The sequence below is a fragment of the Sphingobacterium arenae genome, assembly GCF_014692505.1.
GTDB classification, from domain to species: domain Bacteria; phylum Bacteroidota; class Bacteroidia; order Sphingobacteriales; family Sphingobacteriaceae; genus Sphingobacterium; species Sphingobacterium arenae.
Genome location: NZ_JACNYK010000002.1, coordinates 165,220 through 182,356 on the forward strand (window position 1 = coordinate 165,220; position 17,137 = coordinate 182,356).

Genomic DNA, 17,137 nt, shown 5'->3' on the forward strand with positions numbered 1-17,137 from the left:
TATACATCAATGCACGGCATTTATTTTTGCCTGATATTTGTAAGGTTCAAGAAAATTAAAAAAATAAATAAAATTATGGCAACATGGAATTTAGATAACGCGCATAGCGAGATCGAATTTAAAGTAAAACACATGATGATTTCAAATGTCAAAGGGTATTTTCACGACTTTGATGTTGCAGTGGACGGAAATGCAGAAGATTTGACACAGTCCACCGTCGACGTATCCATTAAAACTGCCTCTATTAATACCAAAAATGAGTCGCGAGACGAGCATTTAAGAGGTGGTGATTTCTTTGATACAGAGAAATACGCAAATATCCGTTTTAAAACAACAGAGATCAAAAAAATAAATGACGACGAGTATCAACTAATCGGTAATTTAACGATAAAAGATGTTACGAAGCCCGCGACTTTCGTGGCTGAATTTGGTGGTTTGGCTAAAGATCCGTGGGGTAACCAAAAAGTCGGATATACGGTAAATGGTAAAATTAACCGTCAGGATTTTGGGTTGACTTGGAACGCTGCTTTAGAAACAGGTGGTGTGATGGTTAGTGAAGACGTAAAATTTTATGCTGACCTACAGTTTATCCTTTCTTAAAAAAAATTAAAAGTAGAGATGCAATGCGTTGTGTCGCGTCTCTACTTTTTTATATATGTTCTTTATATATCAATTTGCGAATACCCTGCTCTAGTTCTGTACGGTCGTTTTCAGATAGCACAAACAGCTTTTCTACCATTTCTTTGAGTTCATTCAATTGCGCTAACGTCCGTACCCCGACTGCCGCGACGTCCACAACAGGATGACTTAAAACGTACGCCAATAAAAGATGGGGTTTACTGATACCCAACGACGCAGCTAGCTTTTCTACTTTGCGTTTTGCACGCCCCACTTCTCCAGAAGTTAACTGTAAATAGTCTGCTACCGGTTTGTCCATCAATAGTCCCTGTGTTAAGGCACCACGACTGATAACAGCAATATTCTTCGCCTCTAAGATCGGAAATACAATTTCCGGTCTGCGATCTAACAAATTATATTGCATCATGACGCTCACGATATTGGATTTCTTGGCATATTCCCGAATCACATTCGGCCGTATGGAAGAAAGCCCATAGTAACGGATTTTCCCTTGTTTTACTAATTGTTCAAAGCCTTCGATAATTTCGTCGATCGGATCGTCTATCGTTCCACCATGCAATTGGTATAAATCAATATAACTGGTATTCAGCCGGGCCAACGATGCATCCACCGCCTTGATAATATAGGCTTTCGAAGCTTTCCAATCCCATGTACTACCGTCAGAACGCCATTGATTACCGACTTTCGTAGCCAAAACTATTTTATCACGTTTCGGCGCCAAAGCCTGGCCAACCATATCCTCATTCATGCCCCGCTCATACAGATCAGCCGTATCAAAATAATTAATACCCAATTCCACTGCTCGGTGCAGAACGTCGACATTTTGTTTTGTTGCCCCCCCTTTCAAAGACATCGTTCCCAAGCCAATTGGCGCAACATATAATTCGGAATGTCCTAGTTTTTTCAATGTTATCATGGTTACTAGAATTAGTATGAAAGCAAGAGGCAATGATGTAAAATCTCTACAACGTGACGGGAGCTTCCTCTCCATGTATCTCGAGGAGCTCAATTTCAAAAATCAACGGACTATACGGTGGTATATCTGTCCCTCCACCGCGTTCACCATAACCTAATTTGGAAGGGATGTATAACTTGTACTTCGCTCCACTTGCCATTAATGGAATACCTAATTGCCAACCTCGAATCACACTTGATAAATCAATATTCAACGGTTCTCCTCGTTCGTATGAGTTATCAAAAACTTTCCCATTCGCCAATGAACCTTTATAATGTACAGTCACTTGCGAGTCACTGGTTGGTTTTGCTCCACTGCCCTCTTGGATTATCTCATAATAAAGTCCGTCTTGCAAATGTTGCACACCGGTCTTTTTCTGAATGGCATCAAAAAATGTCGTTTCTTCTTTTTTAAGTACATTGATTCTTTCCTCCGCAGCTTTTGCAAATGCTCCTTTAATAATTCGTATCCCCTCTTCTTCACCAATTAGTTCATCTTTTCCATGGATCGCATCGTTTACGCCTTGTAAGAAACTTTCTGTATTAATTGCAATACCGTTGCTTGCCAGCGAAGATCCCACATCCTTTCCTAACGCATAAGATACAGAGTCTGTATTTGATTTTAAAATTTGCGCCTGCGTTATGGACAAAGCCGTACATGTAAACGCCATCGCTAAGAATCCAACTTTATTTATATTCATTGTTTATGTTTTTCTACTATATTCGTCACAATTTCCCTTGTCATATTGGGATAATCAACCTTAACTTTACTTTTACTATTCAGCCATGCTTCGATAGCATAATCAAATTTCTTCTTCAAGCTACCAATTACCGGAACACCTATTTGCTCCAAAGCTGCGGCGTTCAAATGTTGTTCATACTGGTTTTTCATCGGAATGACCAGTAACTTCTTTTCTAAAAACAACGCTTCCGCAGGTGTTTCAAATCCTGCTCCACAGAGCACACCAGCTGCATTTGCCATACTTTTCACAAAGGTATCACTCTGTATAGGATTAATGGTTACATTTTTAACCGTAAACCTACTTTTATTATGTTTAGAATATACATCCCATTGGATATCTGGAAATTTCGAGAGATTTTTCAATAGATGTGCATCGTCATACGAAGGTAAATAGACTGTATAATGCCCGTGGTCTTTCGGGTCGAGCTGGCGGACAGACTCCCGAATAACGGGGGTATAAATATGTTCGTGATACGATTTAAAATGGAATCCGTACGACGTGCTGGAAGGTGCATAGTTTTTCATGATAAACTTGCCCAACATGTCTGTCTCCTCAGGTTTTGGACTAGCTGGGTGTAGCGCGGCAATCTGATGACTCAACCCTATACAGGGAGTTTCACGGGTTTGACAAGCCCATGCCGAAATTGGCTCAAAGTCATTGAGGATGAGATCGTATTTTTCTATAGGCAAACTATTGATCTCTTTAATAAACCTTCGAACGGTAGAACTCATAAAAGTGCGCCACAAATCAACGCCTCCTGATTTTCCAAAAATAAAACTCAATCCATGAAGACGATATTTAACCGGAAATGGAAGCTCTATATCTGCCTGGATACCACTGACCAACACATCTACTTCGCCCAAGGTCTGCAATATCGGAACAACGTCCAGCGCTCGACTTAGATGACCGTTTCCAGTGCCCTGCACAGCATACAATATCTTCATTATATTGCTTTTAATTTAAATGCCAAAGTACTAAATTTCCGCTAATTTAGGAACGGATAACCGATAATTTAATATAAATTTCTTACCTTTCGGACAGACCATATATACGAGTGAATTATGTACAGTAAATTTTGTTATCTCCTTGGTGTGATCCTGACCCTCCTATTCAGTTCATGGGGTTTCTATGCCCACAAAAAAATCAATCATTCTGCGGTATTCACATTGTCTATACCATTAGCTAAGTTCTACAAGCAACACATCGACATAATCTCTGAAAAAGCCGTAGACGCAGATAAAAGATGTTATGTTGATTCGTTGGAATCTCCTCGACATTTTATTGACGTAGAAGAGTACGAAGGTAGCCATGTGGATTCTATTCCCGTACATTGGAGTCAAGCTAAAGCCAAATTTCAGGAACGTAAATTACGCGCACGGGGTGTGGTGCCTTGGCAAATTTACTTCACATACCAGAAATTAGTAAGGGCATTTAGAGAAAAAAATATTAATGCCATTATACGGCATTCCGCCGACCTCGGTCATTATGTTTCCGACGCGCATGTGCCGCTCCACACAACAAGTAATTATAACGGACAGTTGACTGGACAAATCGGTATTCACGCATTCTGGGAAAGCAGATTACCAGAGATGTTTGCTGATGACTATAATTTATTCGTCGGAAAAGCCTATTACCTCGATAGTCCCCTCGATTCGGCTTGGACCATCGTACGAGAGAGTAACCTCTTGGTCGATTCCGTGTTACTATTGGAAAAAGAACTTTCCGAAACATTCCCTAAACATCTCCAACGAAGCTATATTACCCGAAATAATGTACTTATTTCAACCTACTCGGATGCGTACGCGAACGCTTATCATCAACGCATGCAGGGAATGGTCGAAGATCGTATGCGAAAATCGATTCTTCGGACAGGTTCCTTTTGGTTTTCTGCTTGGGTAGATGCAGGACAGCCTATTTTAGACAATAAAGATAGATCCGTTGAAAAGGTTGATCATATACCTGTCCAAAATCGGAATATTATCGGGCGCCCAGAGTGGCATTAGCCCATTTTTATTATTCCTTTATGCAATATCTCCAACGATTTGTCCATCTCGGATTCATTTAAATGGCCGAATCCTAACCGCATTGCAGATAAGACATTGTTCTGGAATAATAAATTCTTTGGAATAAATAAATCTTCTTTTTGACAGGAATTTGCTAACTGAAAGAGCGAAAGTCTTCTATCCCACGTTGTCCACAGCGCTAAGCCGCCAGAAGGTTTTTGGAACTCCACGACTTCTTTAAAGCGTGTTTCTAAAATTTCACAGAATAGATCTCTACGTTCACGGTATATTTTCAGGGATTTTTTGAGATGTCGATGAATCTCCCCCTCTTCTATCATTTCGCCTAACGCCTGTTCCATAATCACATCTCCTTGTCTATCGATAATTCCTAGATATTTGCGCATTTCCATAATAAGATTATCCGGAGCGACGACAAAACCTCTCCTAAAAGCGGGTGCGAGCGACTTTCCAAACGCCCCTATATAAACAACCATCCCGTTAATATCGCCGCTTGCCAATGGCATTACAGCCATCTGCTCGTATTGAAAATCATAATCATAATCATCCTCTACAATAACGAAACCATATTCCCTAGCCAACTCTAATAATGCAATTCGTTTTTGTGCAGATAAAGTTACCGTGGTCGGGTAATGGTGCTGAGGGGAGACATAAACCATTCGCACTTCACCGGGATTAAAATGTGTACGGATATAATCTACATCGATACCGCTTTCATCGACCGGCATTGTACGCACTCTTGCACCCATTTTTTGAAATACCATATTGGCAGAAAACATGCTCAAATCGCCGACTAGAACCTGATCACCTTTCGAAAGCAAGATTTGAGAAATAACATATAAACTCATTTCCACACTGCGCGTGATGAGTAAATTCTTTTTTGAAATGTGGAGACCTCGCGAAAAATTCAAATAGTTGCTCAGTTGTTCCCTAAAATATTCACTTCCTTCCAAATTATATCCCGTAAGACGTTTCAAGTTGTATTTCCGTTTCATCGAAGCACTGTACCAACGGGAAAGGTTCTGCATTTGTGTGAGCCTTATGTCTGGCTGTCCGTCATTAAAAAACAAATGGCTGTTGGAAAATTCAAAAGGATTATCCAGAATGGTAGATTGTCGAAATGTAAATCCCGTGCGGACAGGGTATTTTGCCAGCGAAACCAATTTTTCGTATGGTTTGTCAATCTTGATCTGATGAGATTGATTGATGACGAACGTACCCTTGTTCGGCCGCACCTCAACCCATCCCTGTGCTTCAAGCTCATCGTATACCGCAATCACCGTCTTGCGGTGCACGTGTAATACCTCGCTTAGTGCTCTCGTTCCAGGTAGTTTCGTACCCACCAATAAATACCCACGTTGTACAGCATTTATAATTTGTTGGCAAACTTGCAAATATATCGGCTGTACCGATGAACGGTCTATAAGCACCAAATTTGAAAGCAAATCTAAAACCGGACTACTCATCTTATTAAAATTGGAACCATATAACAATCCGGAAAGATAATACTTTTGCCGCATGAAATTCATAAATAATCACCAGATATTATTAGCCACAGCATTTTTGCCGTTGTGGGGACATGCACAAGAAACAAAACTAGACAGTATTCAAGAGGTGATCGTCCACGCAAACCGATTGCAAATTCCTTTTAATAAAGACAATAGAAATGTGGAAATTTTGAATGCCGAGCAAATTAAGCAGCTCCCGGTTAAAAATTTGAACGAAGTACTTGGGCTTTTAAATGGCGTTGACATACGACAGCGCGGCCCTTTCGGAACACAAGCAGATGTGAGCATCGATGGAGGAAGCTTTGAGCAAACATTGGTATTGGTCAATGGTGCAAAGGTGTCTGATTCACAGACCGCACACCATAATCTAAACCTACCTATTCCGTTAGATGCAATTGAAAGAATAGAGGTACTTCGTGGTGCAGCAGCGCGAATTTATGGCATCAATGCTTTAACTGGAGCAATCAATATCATCACCAAAACAGTTGATAAAACCTCGATCCAAGCCAATGTGTATACAGGGAGTTCATTTAAAAACAGAGATGAAGAGGACAAAGAGGGTATTTATTACCACGCCGGCACCCAAATTGGAGCTAGCTGGTTTGGCGACAACCACCAGCATCAACTGTATTATAACAAAGAAAAATCCAATGGCCAACGCTACAATACAGCGTCTCAAAACGATAAAATATTCTATCAAGGAAATCTGGCAATAGATGATCATAATGAAATGGAATGGCTAGGAAGTTATATGTATAATCATTTTGGAGCTAACGGTTTCTATGCTGCGCCCGGAGACAGAGAGTCTGAAGAAATTGTGGAAACCGTCTTTGCATCTATAGGCTCCAAACATCAGCTTTCCGAACGTTTCTATCTTAGTCCTCGCATAACCAATCGTTACAACGAAGATGATTACCGTTATTTTAAGCACAACCTTTCTTCAGCACGATCGCTTCATTATACCAATGCTTTTTCAATGGAGCTGAACAGCCGGTATCAAACCACATTTGGTGATTTCGGATTAGGATTGGAGTCACGCTTTGACCGTATAGCCAGTTCTAATATGGGTAACCATGATCGAAATAATCACGGTGCTTATGCCGAGTTTAGAACCGAGCAGATAAAAAAAATGACGGTCAATGTGGGAGCATATATGAATTATAACACGCAGTATGGTTGGCAAGTTTATCCGGGTATCGATTTAGGATATAGCATAACGTCAAATTGGAAAATTGTGTTCAATACCGGATCTAGCCAACGTATTCCCTCTTTTACGGATCTTTACTTAAACCAACGTCCGGGAAATATCGGTAATCCAGATTTGTACTCGGAGGATGCCTGGCAAACCGAAGGAGCCATCAAATTCCAAAGCGCTAATTTTATTGCTCATGGAGGGTATTTTTACCGGAACATCAGAGACTTTATAGATTGGATAAGAACAGATGTCAACGATCCCTTCCAACCATTTAATATAGGTAAAAACAAAGTACACGGGGTAAATACCAATTTTCTCTACACCTTTCAAGCAAACGACATCCGGTACAGGGTAAATCTGGGATACAACTATCTGCACGCTTCTCTGAAGCAAACAGACGGGGTTATATCTAAATACAGTCTGGAAAATCTAAAACATCAGGGAAAACTACTCTTCACGGCAAACAATAGAATTTGGAATGCCTCTATCGCCAATCGTTTCCAGCAGCGCATATCCGACAAATCCTACTTTTTAACAGATTTACGAATTGGATATAGCTTTCCATTTCTTTCGATATATGCCGATGCACAAAATATTTTTGACGTTACTTATATAGAAACAAGTGCTATCCCCATGCCTGGACGATGGTATAGTCTCGGCATAAAATACGAATGGGGCGGCTAATGCCCCACCTTTTACCGACAATATGATAGGTTTTACCTATTTTTTCGACTTATTTACCTAAATATCCTCCTATCTTTTTCCCTTTCCTCCTTATTTTGTCGTAACATAACACGAAACAAATGGGATGGCTTACAATTTTTAAAAAGAACAAAGATACACGAAAAGTAGCTGAAGTTCCATCCGTTCCGGATAACGTATCACCAGCGTCTGCTGTGAACAACAAGTCGCAACTCAACGGAGCATCCGTACACGATGAGCAAGGTATTTTTCTCATTTATAATTACCTGCAACAGGATTTTGAAACACGAGGATATAACGATGCACTGACCAGCCCGGATGAAGGCTATCGAAATGATAATTTAAAATTGATTAAATACGACTTGGAGATTTTAATCCATCAAGTCAGAACCTATCATGATTCGCTCATGAAGGACATCGAGTTTCACATACATTCTCGTGAACGCGCCGGACTAGTAGATTTGGTTGATGAATTAAGAATCAAACAAACGGATCTAGTCGATCACATAGATAAGGTGAGGACGTTTGAACAAGCATTGCAAACGGATACAGGTCTGTGCGAGCGTGCGATCCTTTCGTACAAACGAGGCTTTATGAAAGGCATGGCTTCCATCACCCAAACCTATTTATTAACGAAGAAATTTTGAGCTTATGAAGGACTGGTGGTTAAAATTCGGGTGTTTTTTAACAGGCTTTAATTATAATCTCGTTAAAAATTCCAGTGAGCAATCGGCAAAAAATGTCAAAAAATACACTTCGGCCATGTTGCTTATTGTTTTGGTGTGGTTTTTCATCGGTTATAGTTTCGCGACGCGTTATCTCCACTTGGCAACTTGGGGTGGCGTAGCCGGAGGGTTATTGATGAGTTTTGTTGTTATCCAAATAGAACGCATTATTATTCTATCGACACGTGTCAGTACCTGGTCCAGCCTATTTCGAATATTACTTGCTTTGGTAATGTCGATACTGGGTGCTTTTATTATGGATCAGATTACCTTCAAAGATGATATTGAATTGCGAAAAGCGCAGGTCATGGATGAACGGGTAAAAATTGCCGTCAAACAATCAGAAGAAGATATACAGAAACAGATTCAGGATCTAGACACCATGATTGCCGTCGCCAATTCAAGATACGAGACCGTAAGCGAAGACCTTAAAAAGAACCCGGTCATTGTAACCTCGTATACCAATCGCAGTGTCACGAGAGATAGCGAAGGAAAAGAAGTAAACAGCACCCACTCGACAAACAAATCAGTCATGGAGAACCCTAAGAAACTGGAAATGGAACAGTTGCACAAACAGATCGAAACGCTACAAAATAAAAAATTTGCATTGGCAGCTTCCATTACATCTATTAAAGAACGAAAAGAACAGGAGTTAAAAGCTTCTACTGGTTTTTTAGATGAACTGACGCTATTGCACGATGTAGTTACCTCGTCCTCCATAGGATTATTTGTTTATTTGCTTTTTCTATTCTTTTTTCTTGCTATTGAATTGTTTGTACTGGTCATGAAATTAACTGACAGCGATTCGGATTATGATAGACTACTTCGACATCAAACAGATATCCGCATGCAAATGTTAGAGAAACTCCGCATACCTTAAACAAAGGTATATTAGAAATTGTTATTCATATATTAAATATCTAAAAACAAATAAATTATGTCATTCAAAGAAACATTTATCGTAAACGGTGAAAACCTGCTAAAAAAAATCAAAGAGATTATTGCCGAGGGCAACGTCACTAAAATTAGTATCTCCGATAAATCTGGAAAAGAAATCATGAGCTTCCCTGTCACTATTGGTGTGGTAGGCGTCGTATTTGCTCCTATCTTTGCGGCCATAGGCGCATTGGCCGCACTTCTTACCGAGTGTAAAATCACAGTGGAAAAACGAAAAGATGACGACGTTCCTCCTTCCAATGAGCCACCAGCAGAAGAGCCACCTCAAGAAGAAGGAACTATTGTAGAGGTAAAGTAGACGCATAAAACTATTTGTCGATTAACATGTTATTATTTAACAAAAGACAAAATAGTTATGTCGTTAAAATTTGAGTACAGCGTACATATTGCTGACAGCCCGTTCTGGGCGTTTGCTATCCATGATGGCCATCAAATCGACCCGGCTGTCGAGCAATTTATGCTGTTAGATGAAACCCAACGTTTAAGAGAGGAAGACCCGTATACGGCCTCGATGGCAGAATTAGGGGTTAATCAACTTGTTGTCGGCACCTCTCGCTTTCAATTAGATATTAACAGAAAAGAAGAGGACGCTGTATATATTAGGCCAGAACAAGCATGGGGATTGACAGTTTGGGACAGTTTACCGTCTACCATTTTAAAAAAGTGCCATGACGAGTATAAGAATTTCTATCAAAACGTAGATCGATACATACACCAAACTATCGATCAGCATGGTTTTTTTGTTGTTTTTGATGTACATACGTATAATGCCCAGCGAATCAGTGAAAAACAATCCATAGATAAGCCCGCCAATCCACAGATAAACTTGGGCACACATTACAATCGTGAAAAATGGAGATTGGTAATTGATAGATTTCTAGATAGTGTGCGAAGTCAGCAATTATTGGGGGAAGCAATTGATATTCGGGAGAATATAAAATTTAAAGGCGGCTATCTCGCACAACACATCCTCCAAAAATTTGGTGAACGGGGTTGTGTTTTATCAATTGAATTCCGAAAAGATTTTATGAACGAATGGACAGGGCTTCCCTATCAGCCTGTTATTCTAGAATACAAACAGTTATTACTCCACGCATTAAAAGATTTGCAAAAATTAGACATATATGGAGTTTAAGGATAAAATATTGCCCCAACTATTACAGGCAATTAAAAGCAGAACACCGATACACAAGCAAATCCCCAATAAAGGAAAAATAGTTTTCAACAAGATCGTTCCTTACCTGTTTATTTATCGTATACCCGATTCTGGCAAAGATTATGTGCTATCGGAATTAACAAAGTCAGAATTAGCCAGTATACTATTTTTACCAAATAGTGTTGATGATCAAGTAAATCTATGGGTTCCGAAATTGGCAACGGCACTAGCAAATGAGTTTGGCACTTGTTTGCTCATTGAAGTATGGAGTGCCACAGAGGACCAAAACACCGATTTCGCCATTCATCTTTCACAGAAAAATGCATTGGTATTAGCAGAGTACCTAAAGAAAAATATAGAAACGGAGGCACCGGAGATCTCGGTTGAACTCCAGAAAGAAACAAAACTACCGCGCCCGCCTAGACTTCCTCTTTTAGTAGATACGACCGACACAAAAAATAATATCGTCCTGTCCTTGGGGATATCGGTTCGGAAAAGATATGAAAATATCGATGGCACACGTTTACCATTACTGGCTCGGGCTTTTCGAGAATCTTTAGCAAAAGGCCTTTCGCGCTTATTCTTTGAATTTGTGCGGCTGTATACGACAGCGAAGGCTGCGCATTTTAAGATGAAAGGCCAAGAAAAGCTTAACGCAGAGATATACGATATCGACCGTGCATTAGCGAAAGAAAGCCAAAAGTTTGATTTTTTATTATTAACGACGCCGACCAACTCTCATGAAGCGTGGCTACAATTTAGAAAAGACAAATATAGAAAGGCGCCGGTTTTTCATTACCGTCCGATTCCGATCGATCCGGATATCGTGAAACGAAATCTGTACGATCTACGTATTGAGGATATTTATGATCCCACGATAGCCTATCTTTTTAGGGATAAACGACGCGAGCTTGATGACATGATGACCATGCTCGCGTCTCGGGGAACTTCCGATTTCAAATACGGAAGTTTAATGGTTTTTGGAAATGTTGATGAGCAACTCTATGAACTGGCAAAGGCCGTTCTTACCGTCATCGAAAGCATCACGCAACCTGAAAGACAAGAGCCGGAAGATGATTTTTTAGATGCTAAAGCGTTTGCGCAACTGGCAGAGGAAGAAATATCTTTTCTCCAACAACAATCTGCTGGTTTTAAAACGAGCGTGCGTGTACGTGATGATATTGCCGGCGTTATGGTTAATCACGGTGTTTTAAATATAAGTAAGCAATACAAAATAAGTAAACGGAGAGCGCAAGCATTGATTCAACATGAAGTGGGTACTCATATCATCACTTATTTCAACGGAAAAGAACAACCATTTAGTTTTTTCAGGTTGGGTGTTCCGGGATACGAACAACTTCAAGAAGGACTTGCGGTACTTGCAGAATATTTGGTCGACGGACTCACCAACGAGCGATTACGCATATTAGCTGGACGAGTAATCGCCGTACGCCATATGCTGCTCGGGTATTCTTTTGTAGAAACATTTGACATGTTGCACGAAGAATATGCTTTCGGTACCGGCACAGCCTTTACATTGACCATGCGGGTATACCGCTCGGGCGGACTCACGAAAGACACCGCTTACCTCCAAGGGTTTAAAGAGCTTATTCAATACATCCAAGAAGGTAAAGATTTAGATCTTCTCATGATAGGTAAGATTCGGGAAGACTATTTGCCCATTGTGCACGATTTAATTCAACGCGGCATACTGAGACCTCCACGTATTAAGCCGCGCTACTTACAGGCCCCCTACACAGACAAACTAAAGGATTTAAATCAGTTTGCCAGTATTTTTAAAATGATTAATTACTAGTATTAGATACAATATATGAACATTGCATTTTTAATCAACCAAACGCACAAAGAGGAAACTATTTTTACAACGACTTTGCTTGCTTTCAAAGCTCACAAGCGTAGGCATACGGTATTTTATATAGGATTAGCTGATTTTACATATCATAATGAACATAATATCGGTGCCCATTGTCGAGTAGTAGAATCATCGGAAAACATAGACAATCAAGAAAGTTTTCTACAAATAGTACGTAAAAAAGAAAAACAGTATATCGACGCGTCGCAAATGGATGTATTATGGATTCGCTACGACCCTGTCGTCGATATGATCAATCGTCCGTGGGCACCTCCTACTGCATTACAATTTGCGCAGCTTATAAAACGGCAAGGAACATGGGTTATCAATGACCCGGATAAGTTGGTAGAGGCAACCAACAAATTATATCTGGAGTACTTTCCCAAACAAATTCGTCCGAAAACGATGATTACCCGCTCTTATGAGGATGTTGTCAATTTTTTAGATAAGCAAGATTATCAAATTATCTTGAAGCCACTGACAGGCTCCGGTGGAAAAAACGTTTTTCTAGTAAAAAAAGATGAACGGCACAACCTAAAACAGACGGTCGAAGTGATTATACGCGATGGCTATTTATTGGCGCAAGAATATCTGCCCGAGGCAGCTAATGGCGATATACGCTTTTTTCTTTTGGATGGCGAACCCATACAGATAGACGGAAAGTATGCATGTGTTAACCGGGTACAGCAAAAAGGTGATATCCGAAGCAATATTCATCAAGGCGGAAGAGCCCAGCATGCACATATTGACGATACTATTTTAGCCACAATTTCCCAAGTCGCTGAAAAACTTAAAGAGGATGGTATGTACTTCGTAGGGCTTGATATCGTGGGAGATAAAATAATGGAAATCAATGTCTTTAGTCCAGGAGCACTCAATTTAGCCTCAAAACTAAACAACGTGGATTATGCAGATATCGTTTTAGATAAGATAGAGAAACAGTTGGAGAAGCAGAAGAAATAAATATTTCTTGTCATAATTTTTGCTAAAAAACTGCCGTTCAATAGAATTAAATTGTTATTTTTAGCAAGAACCTAATGACGTGTTTTATGTTTACTAAATTAATTTCTGTAGATAATCAAAAAATTGGCACTGTCGATTTTTATGCATATGTGATTAAAATACAGAACGACGAGGTCGGTTTTGCCATCTTTATAGATGAGCTTCCAACCCCGTTACTCTATTTTTACCGCGATAGTATAGACAGTATAACATTTAAAATTGATAACGAACAATTTTTAGGTATCGTCAAAAACAGTAAGTTTCCTAGTGAAATGCGAAAAGAACTCTATAAAGAATTTGAATTCTTTCTGCGCACAATGGAACAACGCGCTACTGCTTACTTATTTAAAAATGCTACAGTGAAGTATATAACGAACTCACGCGATATTATCCGGTACAAAAATTATTATATTTCTGCTAGCGTCGATTAGTTCAGGATCACAACTTCTACCCTTCTGTTTTGCTGACGACCTTCTGGTGTTTTATTATCGGCGACCGGATTCATCTGCCCCAAGCCTTGGGTGCTAATACGCGATGGCGAAACGCCTGCATCCTCTAAAAATTTCTTAACAGAATTTGCTCTTTTTTCAGATAACCATTGGTTATAGCCTGCTTCGCCAGTAGCATCGGTATGCCCATCTACACGAAGCTTTTTCGTTGTATCGTTGATCAACAATTTTGATAGTTTACTCAACTCTATCTTTGCCTTATCTGTTAGAAAAGAAGAATTGGTTGGGAACAGAACATCGGAGGAAAGCGTAAATTTAATTCCTTCGCCTGTACGAGTAGCATCTTTAAACTCACCTTTTACATTTTTTAAACCGTCGTCCGTTCCATCCTTGGAAACAACCGCGCCAGAATTGACCATAATAGCTTGTTGCTTACAAGACGTTATACCAAGAGCAACGATAACGGAAAATGCCACAGTACCTAGATATTTCATGAAATTTGCTTTTTTAAGTATTCCTGTAAAGGTAGTAATTTTCATCTAAATAAATTACGTATTAAATCTATAGTGAATCGTTCCACTCGGTTGTACTTTGAAGACGTGCAACCAATGTTCTTTATCGTTTATCTGCTCCGAATAACTTCGTTAATAATGCCTTGATTTCCGGTATTTCTTTATATAAATTCCATATCAGTCCGGAGCGTGCATTTTCTATACAAATAGTAATAGCAGCCTGATTTGTGGCAAAATATTCATCCGAGACGTCACTGTTTCGTAAATCAAGCCATGCTCGAAATCCATATTCCGTAAAAAAGTTCTCCCCGTAATTATTATACAATGCCAATACCGCTTTTTCGCCTTCATCCTTCAACATAAATATGGAAGAAGGTGCAATAGCTGGATTTATACGGTAGCTTCCTATACTATCCATACGTTGATAGAACCCCCACACATCAGAGTTGGTGGATCCTACACCTATTTCATTATCCCGACGTTTACGCACTTTAATATAATTACCTATAGCTTCTTCATAATTGACATTGCTATCGCGCAATAACTTCGGATCGATGGTGAAAAACGGTTTATATAAATCTAATAAAGTTGATCCGGAAAAACCAAACACAAGATGTTCTCCATACATCATCGTATCCTGGAATACAGAAACTCTGGGGGCCATGTTCTCTGTTCTCTTTTGCAAAGGATTCATGGCAAACCGTAAACTCCGCATAAATGTCATGACCGTATCTTTGGCCAAACTATCCATCTTATTATAGTCTGATGAATAGGTCAAATCAATATATTTAACACCATTTTCGTATGCCGAAAGGGGAATAGCATATTTGGGAGAGCTCATGGCCAATAAGTACGCATTCATGGATTCGTTGATACCGCCAAGGGTTGGATAGTGATACGAAGGGTCAACTAGTGATATTTTTTCTACCAGTACGTCGTTATATCCCTCAGCTAACAACTGATTCCATTTGATATTTTCCCACAGGGCCGTTATTCGTTTTCGCAGATCTACTTCTACAGTCTCTTCCTTTGAAAAATACTGGCGCGCGACCAATAGCGCTTCTATCATCGAGGATGTAGCCAATATATCGTAAGTTGCCTCGTTATTACGGTGTTCCGGCAAACCTGTACGGCCATCGAAGTAGGCTGGGAAGACACCTAAATGATTTTGTGCTTTTGCTAGAAAATACACCATACGGGAAATTCGTCCTACTGCCAACGATCGGTTAATCCGCTCTTTTTCTACTCCTACAATAAGACTTAAGATGGCATTCCCGCTTTCTTTCACCGATACGACAGCACGCTCTTTCATACGAAATGGCAAATACATTCCGCTATTAATATCGTAATTTTCCGCAAAATAATTGACATGTGTTTCTTGTACAAGATCCAACAATTCCGCTTTCTCCAACATTTTCGTCTTTACCTCTTTTATTTTGGAGAATGGTGATTCTTCGTAATCGTAATCTACCCAAGCTATTTTATAATAATAGGTTTTATTCACCTCGGGCACATAGTCCAGACAACCTTGCATCGATATAGGACGTATACCCACTGCCTTAAAATTTTCGTTATCTTCAGATCGATAGATTTTAATATAACGGATCGAAGGGGTTAACGGTAATTGCCATTCCAAACGGACTTGTTTGTCATAAGCTATTGCAGAAGAGAGTATGGCGGGAGAAGAGAGTTTTACCCGCGAAACATCTTTTGTCAAAAACTCTACTTGGTCAATAAAAAGATGATGCATCTCGTCGTCAGCGGCATTCTGGGTAAAACGAAGTGCCCTAATCGATTCTTTGACGTGTAGATTTTTAAAATCGGCTATTGGAATCCGAACATCAATCCACTTATTGTAATCGAAATGCTTGACATAAGACCCCAACTGCAGTTGATTTGTCTCGGACTGCTTTTGTTGAATACTTATTTTCGGGAGATTATCCGTCTTTGTGTTTTCAGACTTAATAAACAACTTAAGTACAAGGTAGTGTGAACGCTCGACTTCGTAATGGAGCTTTTGTCGACTATATTGTAGATCGACTTGCCACTCGCCGTTCACAGCAGACTTGTATTGTAGAGAAAGTGCATTACCTGGCGTGAAATACAATGTATCTGATACCAATAAATGATGATTCAAATTCTCCACCCAAGAATACCCTGTATAAGTTACTTTGCTTTTAGCATATATACCTTTTACTAAACTATTGTCGAAAACAACTTCGGGGTAGGTATCGGCATATCCTCTTTCCAAAGTAGCGATACTACCCATTAACACCAGAACAAACAAATAGAATTGCTTCATAACAAATATCGATCTTCGACAAAAATAAGCAAATATTACACCATTTAATTATTATCAGCTACTTTAAAGCCTTCGGTAAGAAAAATATTACGCACATTTTTAGATGGTTAGCACGCGTTGTATTAAAAAGCACAAAAATAATTTCAGGAATAAGATTTTCTCTCTATATTTGCATCGTCGCAAGCGAAAGTAGCTCAGTTGGTAGAGCACAACCTTGCCAAGGTTGGGGTCGCGAGTTCGAATCTCGTCTTTCGCTCAGTTGCCTAGGTGGTGGAACTGGTAGACACGCAGGACTTAAAATCCTGTTCCCGTTAAGGGAGTGCGGGTTCGATTCCCGCCCTAGGTACTTGGGGAAGCAATGCATTAGTATTGTTTCCCTTTTTTATTTATAGAAATCAC

At 39.7% G+C, this 17,137-nt stretch carries 16 protein-coding genes and 2 tRNA genes; 12 read left to right on the top strand and 6 right to left on the bottom strand.

What is annotated here, in order from left to right; translation table 11 throughout:
• Positions 1 to 75 precede the first annotated feature (75 nt).
• The gene (locus H8B17_RS07165) at positions 76 to 600 is read left to right on the top strand and encodes a YceI family protein (protein ID WP_190308528.1); all 525 of its coding nucleotides are present in this window, start codon (positions 76 to 78) and stop codon (positions 598 to 600) included.
• A 49-nt stretch (positions 601 to 649) separates the two neighbouring features.
• Here the strand turns inward: H8B17_RS07165 and H8B17_RS07170 are convergent, their stop codons facing one another.
• From H8B17_RS07170 to H8B17_RS07180, 3 genes are read right to left on the bottom strand one after another with little or no spacing between them, the layout of a single operon-like run.
• Entirely contained in the window at positions 650 to 1,555 is a 906-nt protein-coding gene (locus H8B17_RS07170; RefSeq protein ID WP_223816414.1) for an aldo/keto reductase, read from the bottom strand.
• Positions 1,556 to 1,601: 46 nt separating this feature from the next.
• Positions 1,602 to 2,294, bottom strand: coding sequence for an FKBP-type peptidyl-prolyl cis-trans isomerase (locus H8B17_RS07175; protein WP_190308529.1), 693 nt, complete (start codon positions 2,292 to 2,294; stop codon positions 1,602 to 1,604).
• The gene (locus H8B17_RS07180; protein ID WP_190308530.1) at positions 2,291 to 3,280 is read right to left on the bottom strand and encodes a glycosyltransferase family protein; all 990 of its coding nucleotides are present in this window, start codon (positions 3,278 to 3,280) and stop codon (positions 2,291 to 2,293) included. Before H8B17_RS07180 ends, H8B17_RS07175 begins: the two co-directional genes overlap by 4 nt.
• Positions 3,281 to 3,397: 117 nt before the next feature.
• Here H8B17_RS07180 and H8B17_RS07185 point away from each other — a divergent pair, with 117 nt between their 5' ends.
• Positions 3,398 to 4,339, top strand: a complete 942-nt coding sequence (locus H8B17_RS07185) for a zinc dependent phospholipase C family protein (protein ID WP_190308531.1) — start codon at positions 3,398 to 3,400, stop codon at positions 4,337 to 4,339.
• Here H8B17_RS07185 and H8B17_RS07190 read toward each other — a convergent pair.
• Positions 4,336 to 5,823, bottom strand: coding sequence for an aminotransferase-like domain-containing protein (locus H8B17_RS07190; protein WP_190308532.1), 1,488 nt, complete (start codon positions 5,821 to 5,823; stop codon positions 4,336 to 4,338). The genes H8B17_RS07185 and H8B17_RS07190 overlap by 4 nt on opposite strands.
• Positions 5,824 to 5,875: 52 nt before the next feature.
• Here H8B17_RS07190 and H8B17_RS07195 point away from each other — a divergent pair, with 52 nt between their 5' ends.
• The 8 genes from H8B17_RS07195 (at position 5,876) to H8B17_RS07230 (ending at position 13,906) form a co-directional block, all read left to right on the top strand.
• Positions 5,876 to 7,744 (top strand): TonB-dependent receptor plug domain-containing protein, encoded by a 1,869-nt coding sequence (locus H8B17_RS07195; RefSeq protein ID WP_190308533.1) that lies wholly within the window; start codon positions 5,876 to 5,878, stop codon positions 7,742 to 7,744.
• A gap of 119 nt (positions 7,745 to 7,863) precedes the next feature.
• On the top strand, positions 7,864 to 8,409 hold the full coding sequence (locus H8B17_RS07200) for a hypothetical protein (protein WP_190308534.1): 546 nt from the start codon (positions 7,864 to 7,866) through the stop codon (positions 8,407 to 8,409).
• Between the two features lie 4 nt (positions 8,410 to 8,413).
• Entirely contained in the window at positions 8,414 to 9,367 is a 954-nt protein-coding gene (locus tag H8B17_RS07205; protein ID WP_190308535.1) for a DUF4407 domain-containing protein, read from the top strand.
• Between the two features lie 57 nt (positions 9,368 to 9,424).
• Entirely contained in the window at positions 9,425 to 9,742 is a 318-nt protein-coding gene (locus H8B17_RS07210) for a DUF4342 domain-containing protein (protein WP_190308536.1), read from the top strand.
• A gap of 57 nt (positions 9,743 to 9,799) precedes the next feature.
• Entirely contained in the window at positions 9,800 to 10,579 is a 780-nt protein-coding gene (locus tag H8B17_RS07215) for an N-formylglutamate amidohydrolase (protein WP_190308537.1), read from the top strand.
• Positions 10,569 to 12,416 (top strand): flavohemoglobin expression-modulating QEGLA motif protein, encoded by a 1,848-nt coding sequence (locus H8B17_RS07220; RefSeq protein WP_190308538.1) that lies wholly within the window; start codon positions 10,569 to 10,571, stop codon positions 12,414 to 12,416. Before H8B17_RS07215 ends, H8B17_RS07220 begins: the two co-directional genes overlap by 11 nt.
• Positions 12,417 to 12,431: 15 nt before the next feature.
• A complete protein-coding gene (locus H8B17_RS07225) occupies positions 12,432 to 13,436 on the top strand; it encodes an ATP-grasp domain-containing protein (protein WP_190308539.1) in 1,005 nt (334 codons plus the stop codon).
• A gap of 86 nt (positions 13,437 to 13,522) precedes the next feature.
• Complete coding sequence (locus H8B17_RS07230; RefSeq protein WP_190308540.1) at positions 13,523 to 13,906, top strand: hypothetical protein; 384 nt, start codon at positions 13,523 to 13,525, stop codon at positions 13,904 to 13,906.
• Here H8B17_RS07230 and H8B17_RS07235 read toward each other — a convergent pair.
• Positions 13,903 to 14,418, bottom strand: coding sequence for an OmpA family protein (locus H8B17_RS07235; protein WP_190308541.1), 516 nt, complete (start codon positions 14,416 to 14,418; stop codon positions 13,903 to 13,905). The two genes, H8B17_RS07230 and H8B17_RS07235, sit on opposite strands and share 4 nt — an antisense overlap.
• Positions 14,419 to 14,539: 121 nt before the next feature.
• On the bottom strand, positions 14,540 to 16,738 hold the full coding sequence (locus H8B17_RS07240; protein ID WP_223816415.1) for a glucoamylase family protein: 2,199 nt from the start codon (positions 16,736 to 16,738) through the stop codon (positions 14,540 to 14,542).
• A gap of 183 nt (positions 16,739 to 16,921) precedes the next feature.
• On the opposite strand from H8B17_RS07240, the gene H8B17_RS07245 reads away from it, so the two are divergent.
• Positions 16,922 to 16,994 (top strand) — tRNA-Gly (locus H8B17_RS07245).
• 5 nt (positions 16,995 to 16,999) lie between these two features.
• A tRNA-Leu gene (locus H8B17_RS07250) sits at positions 17,000 to 17,084 on the top strand.
• Positions 17,085 to 17,137: the final 53 nt, after the last annotated feature.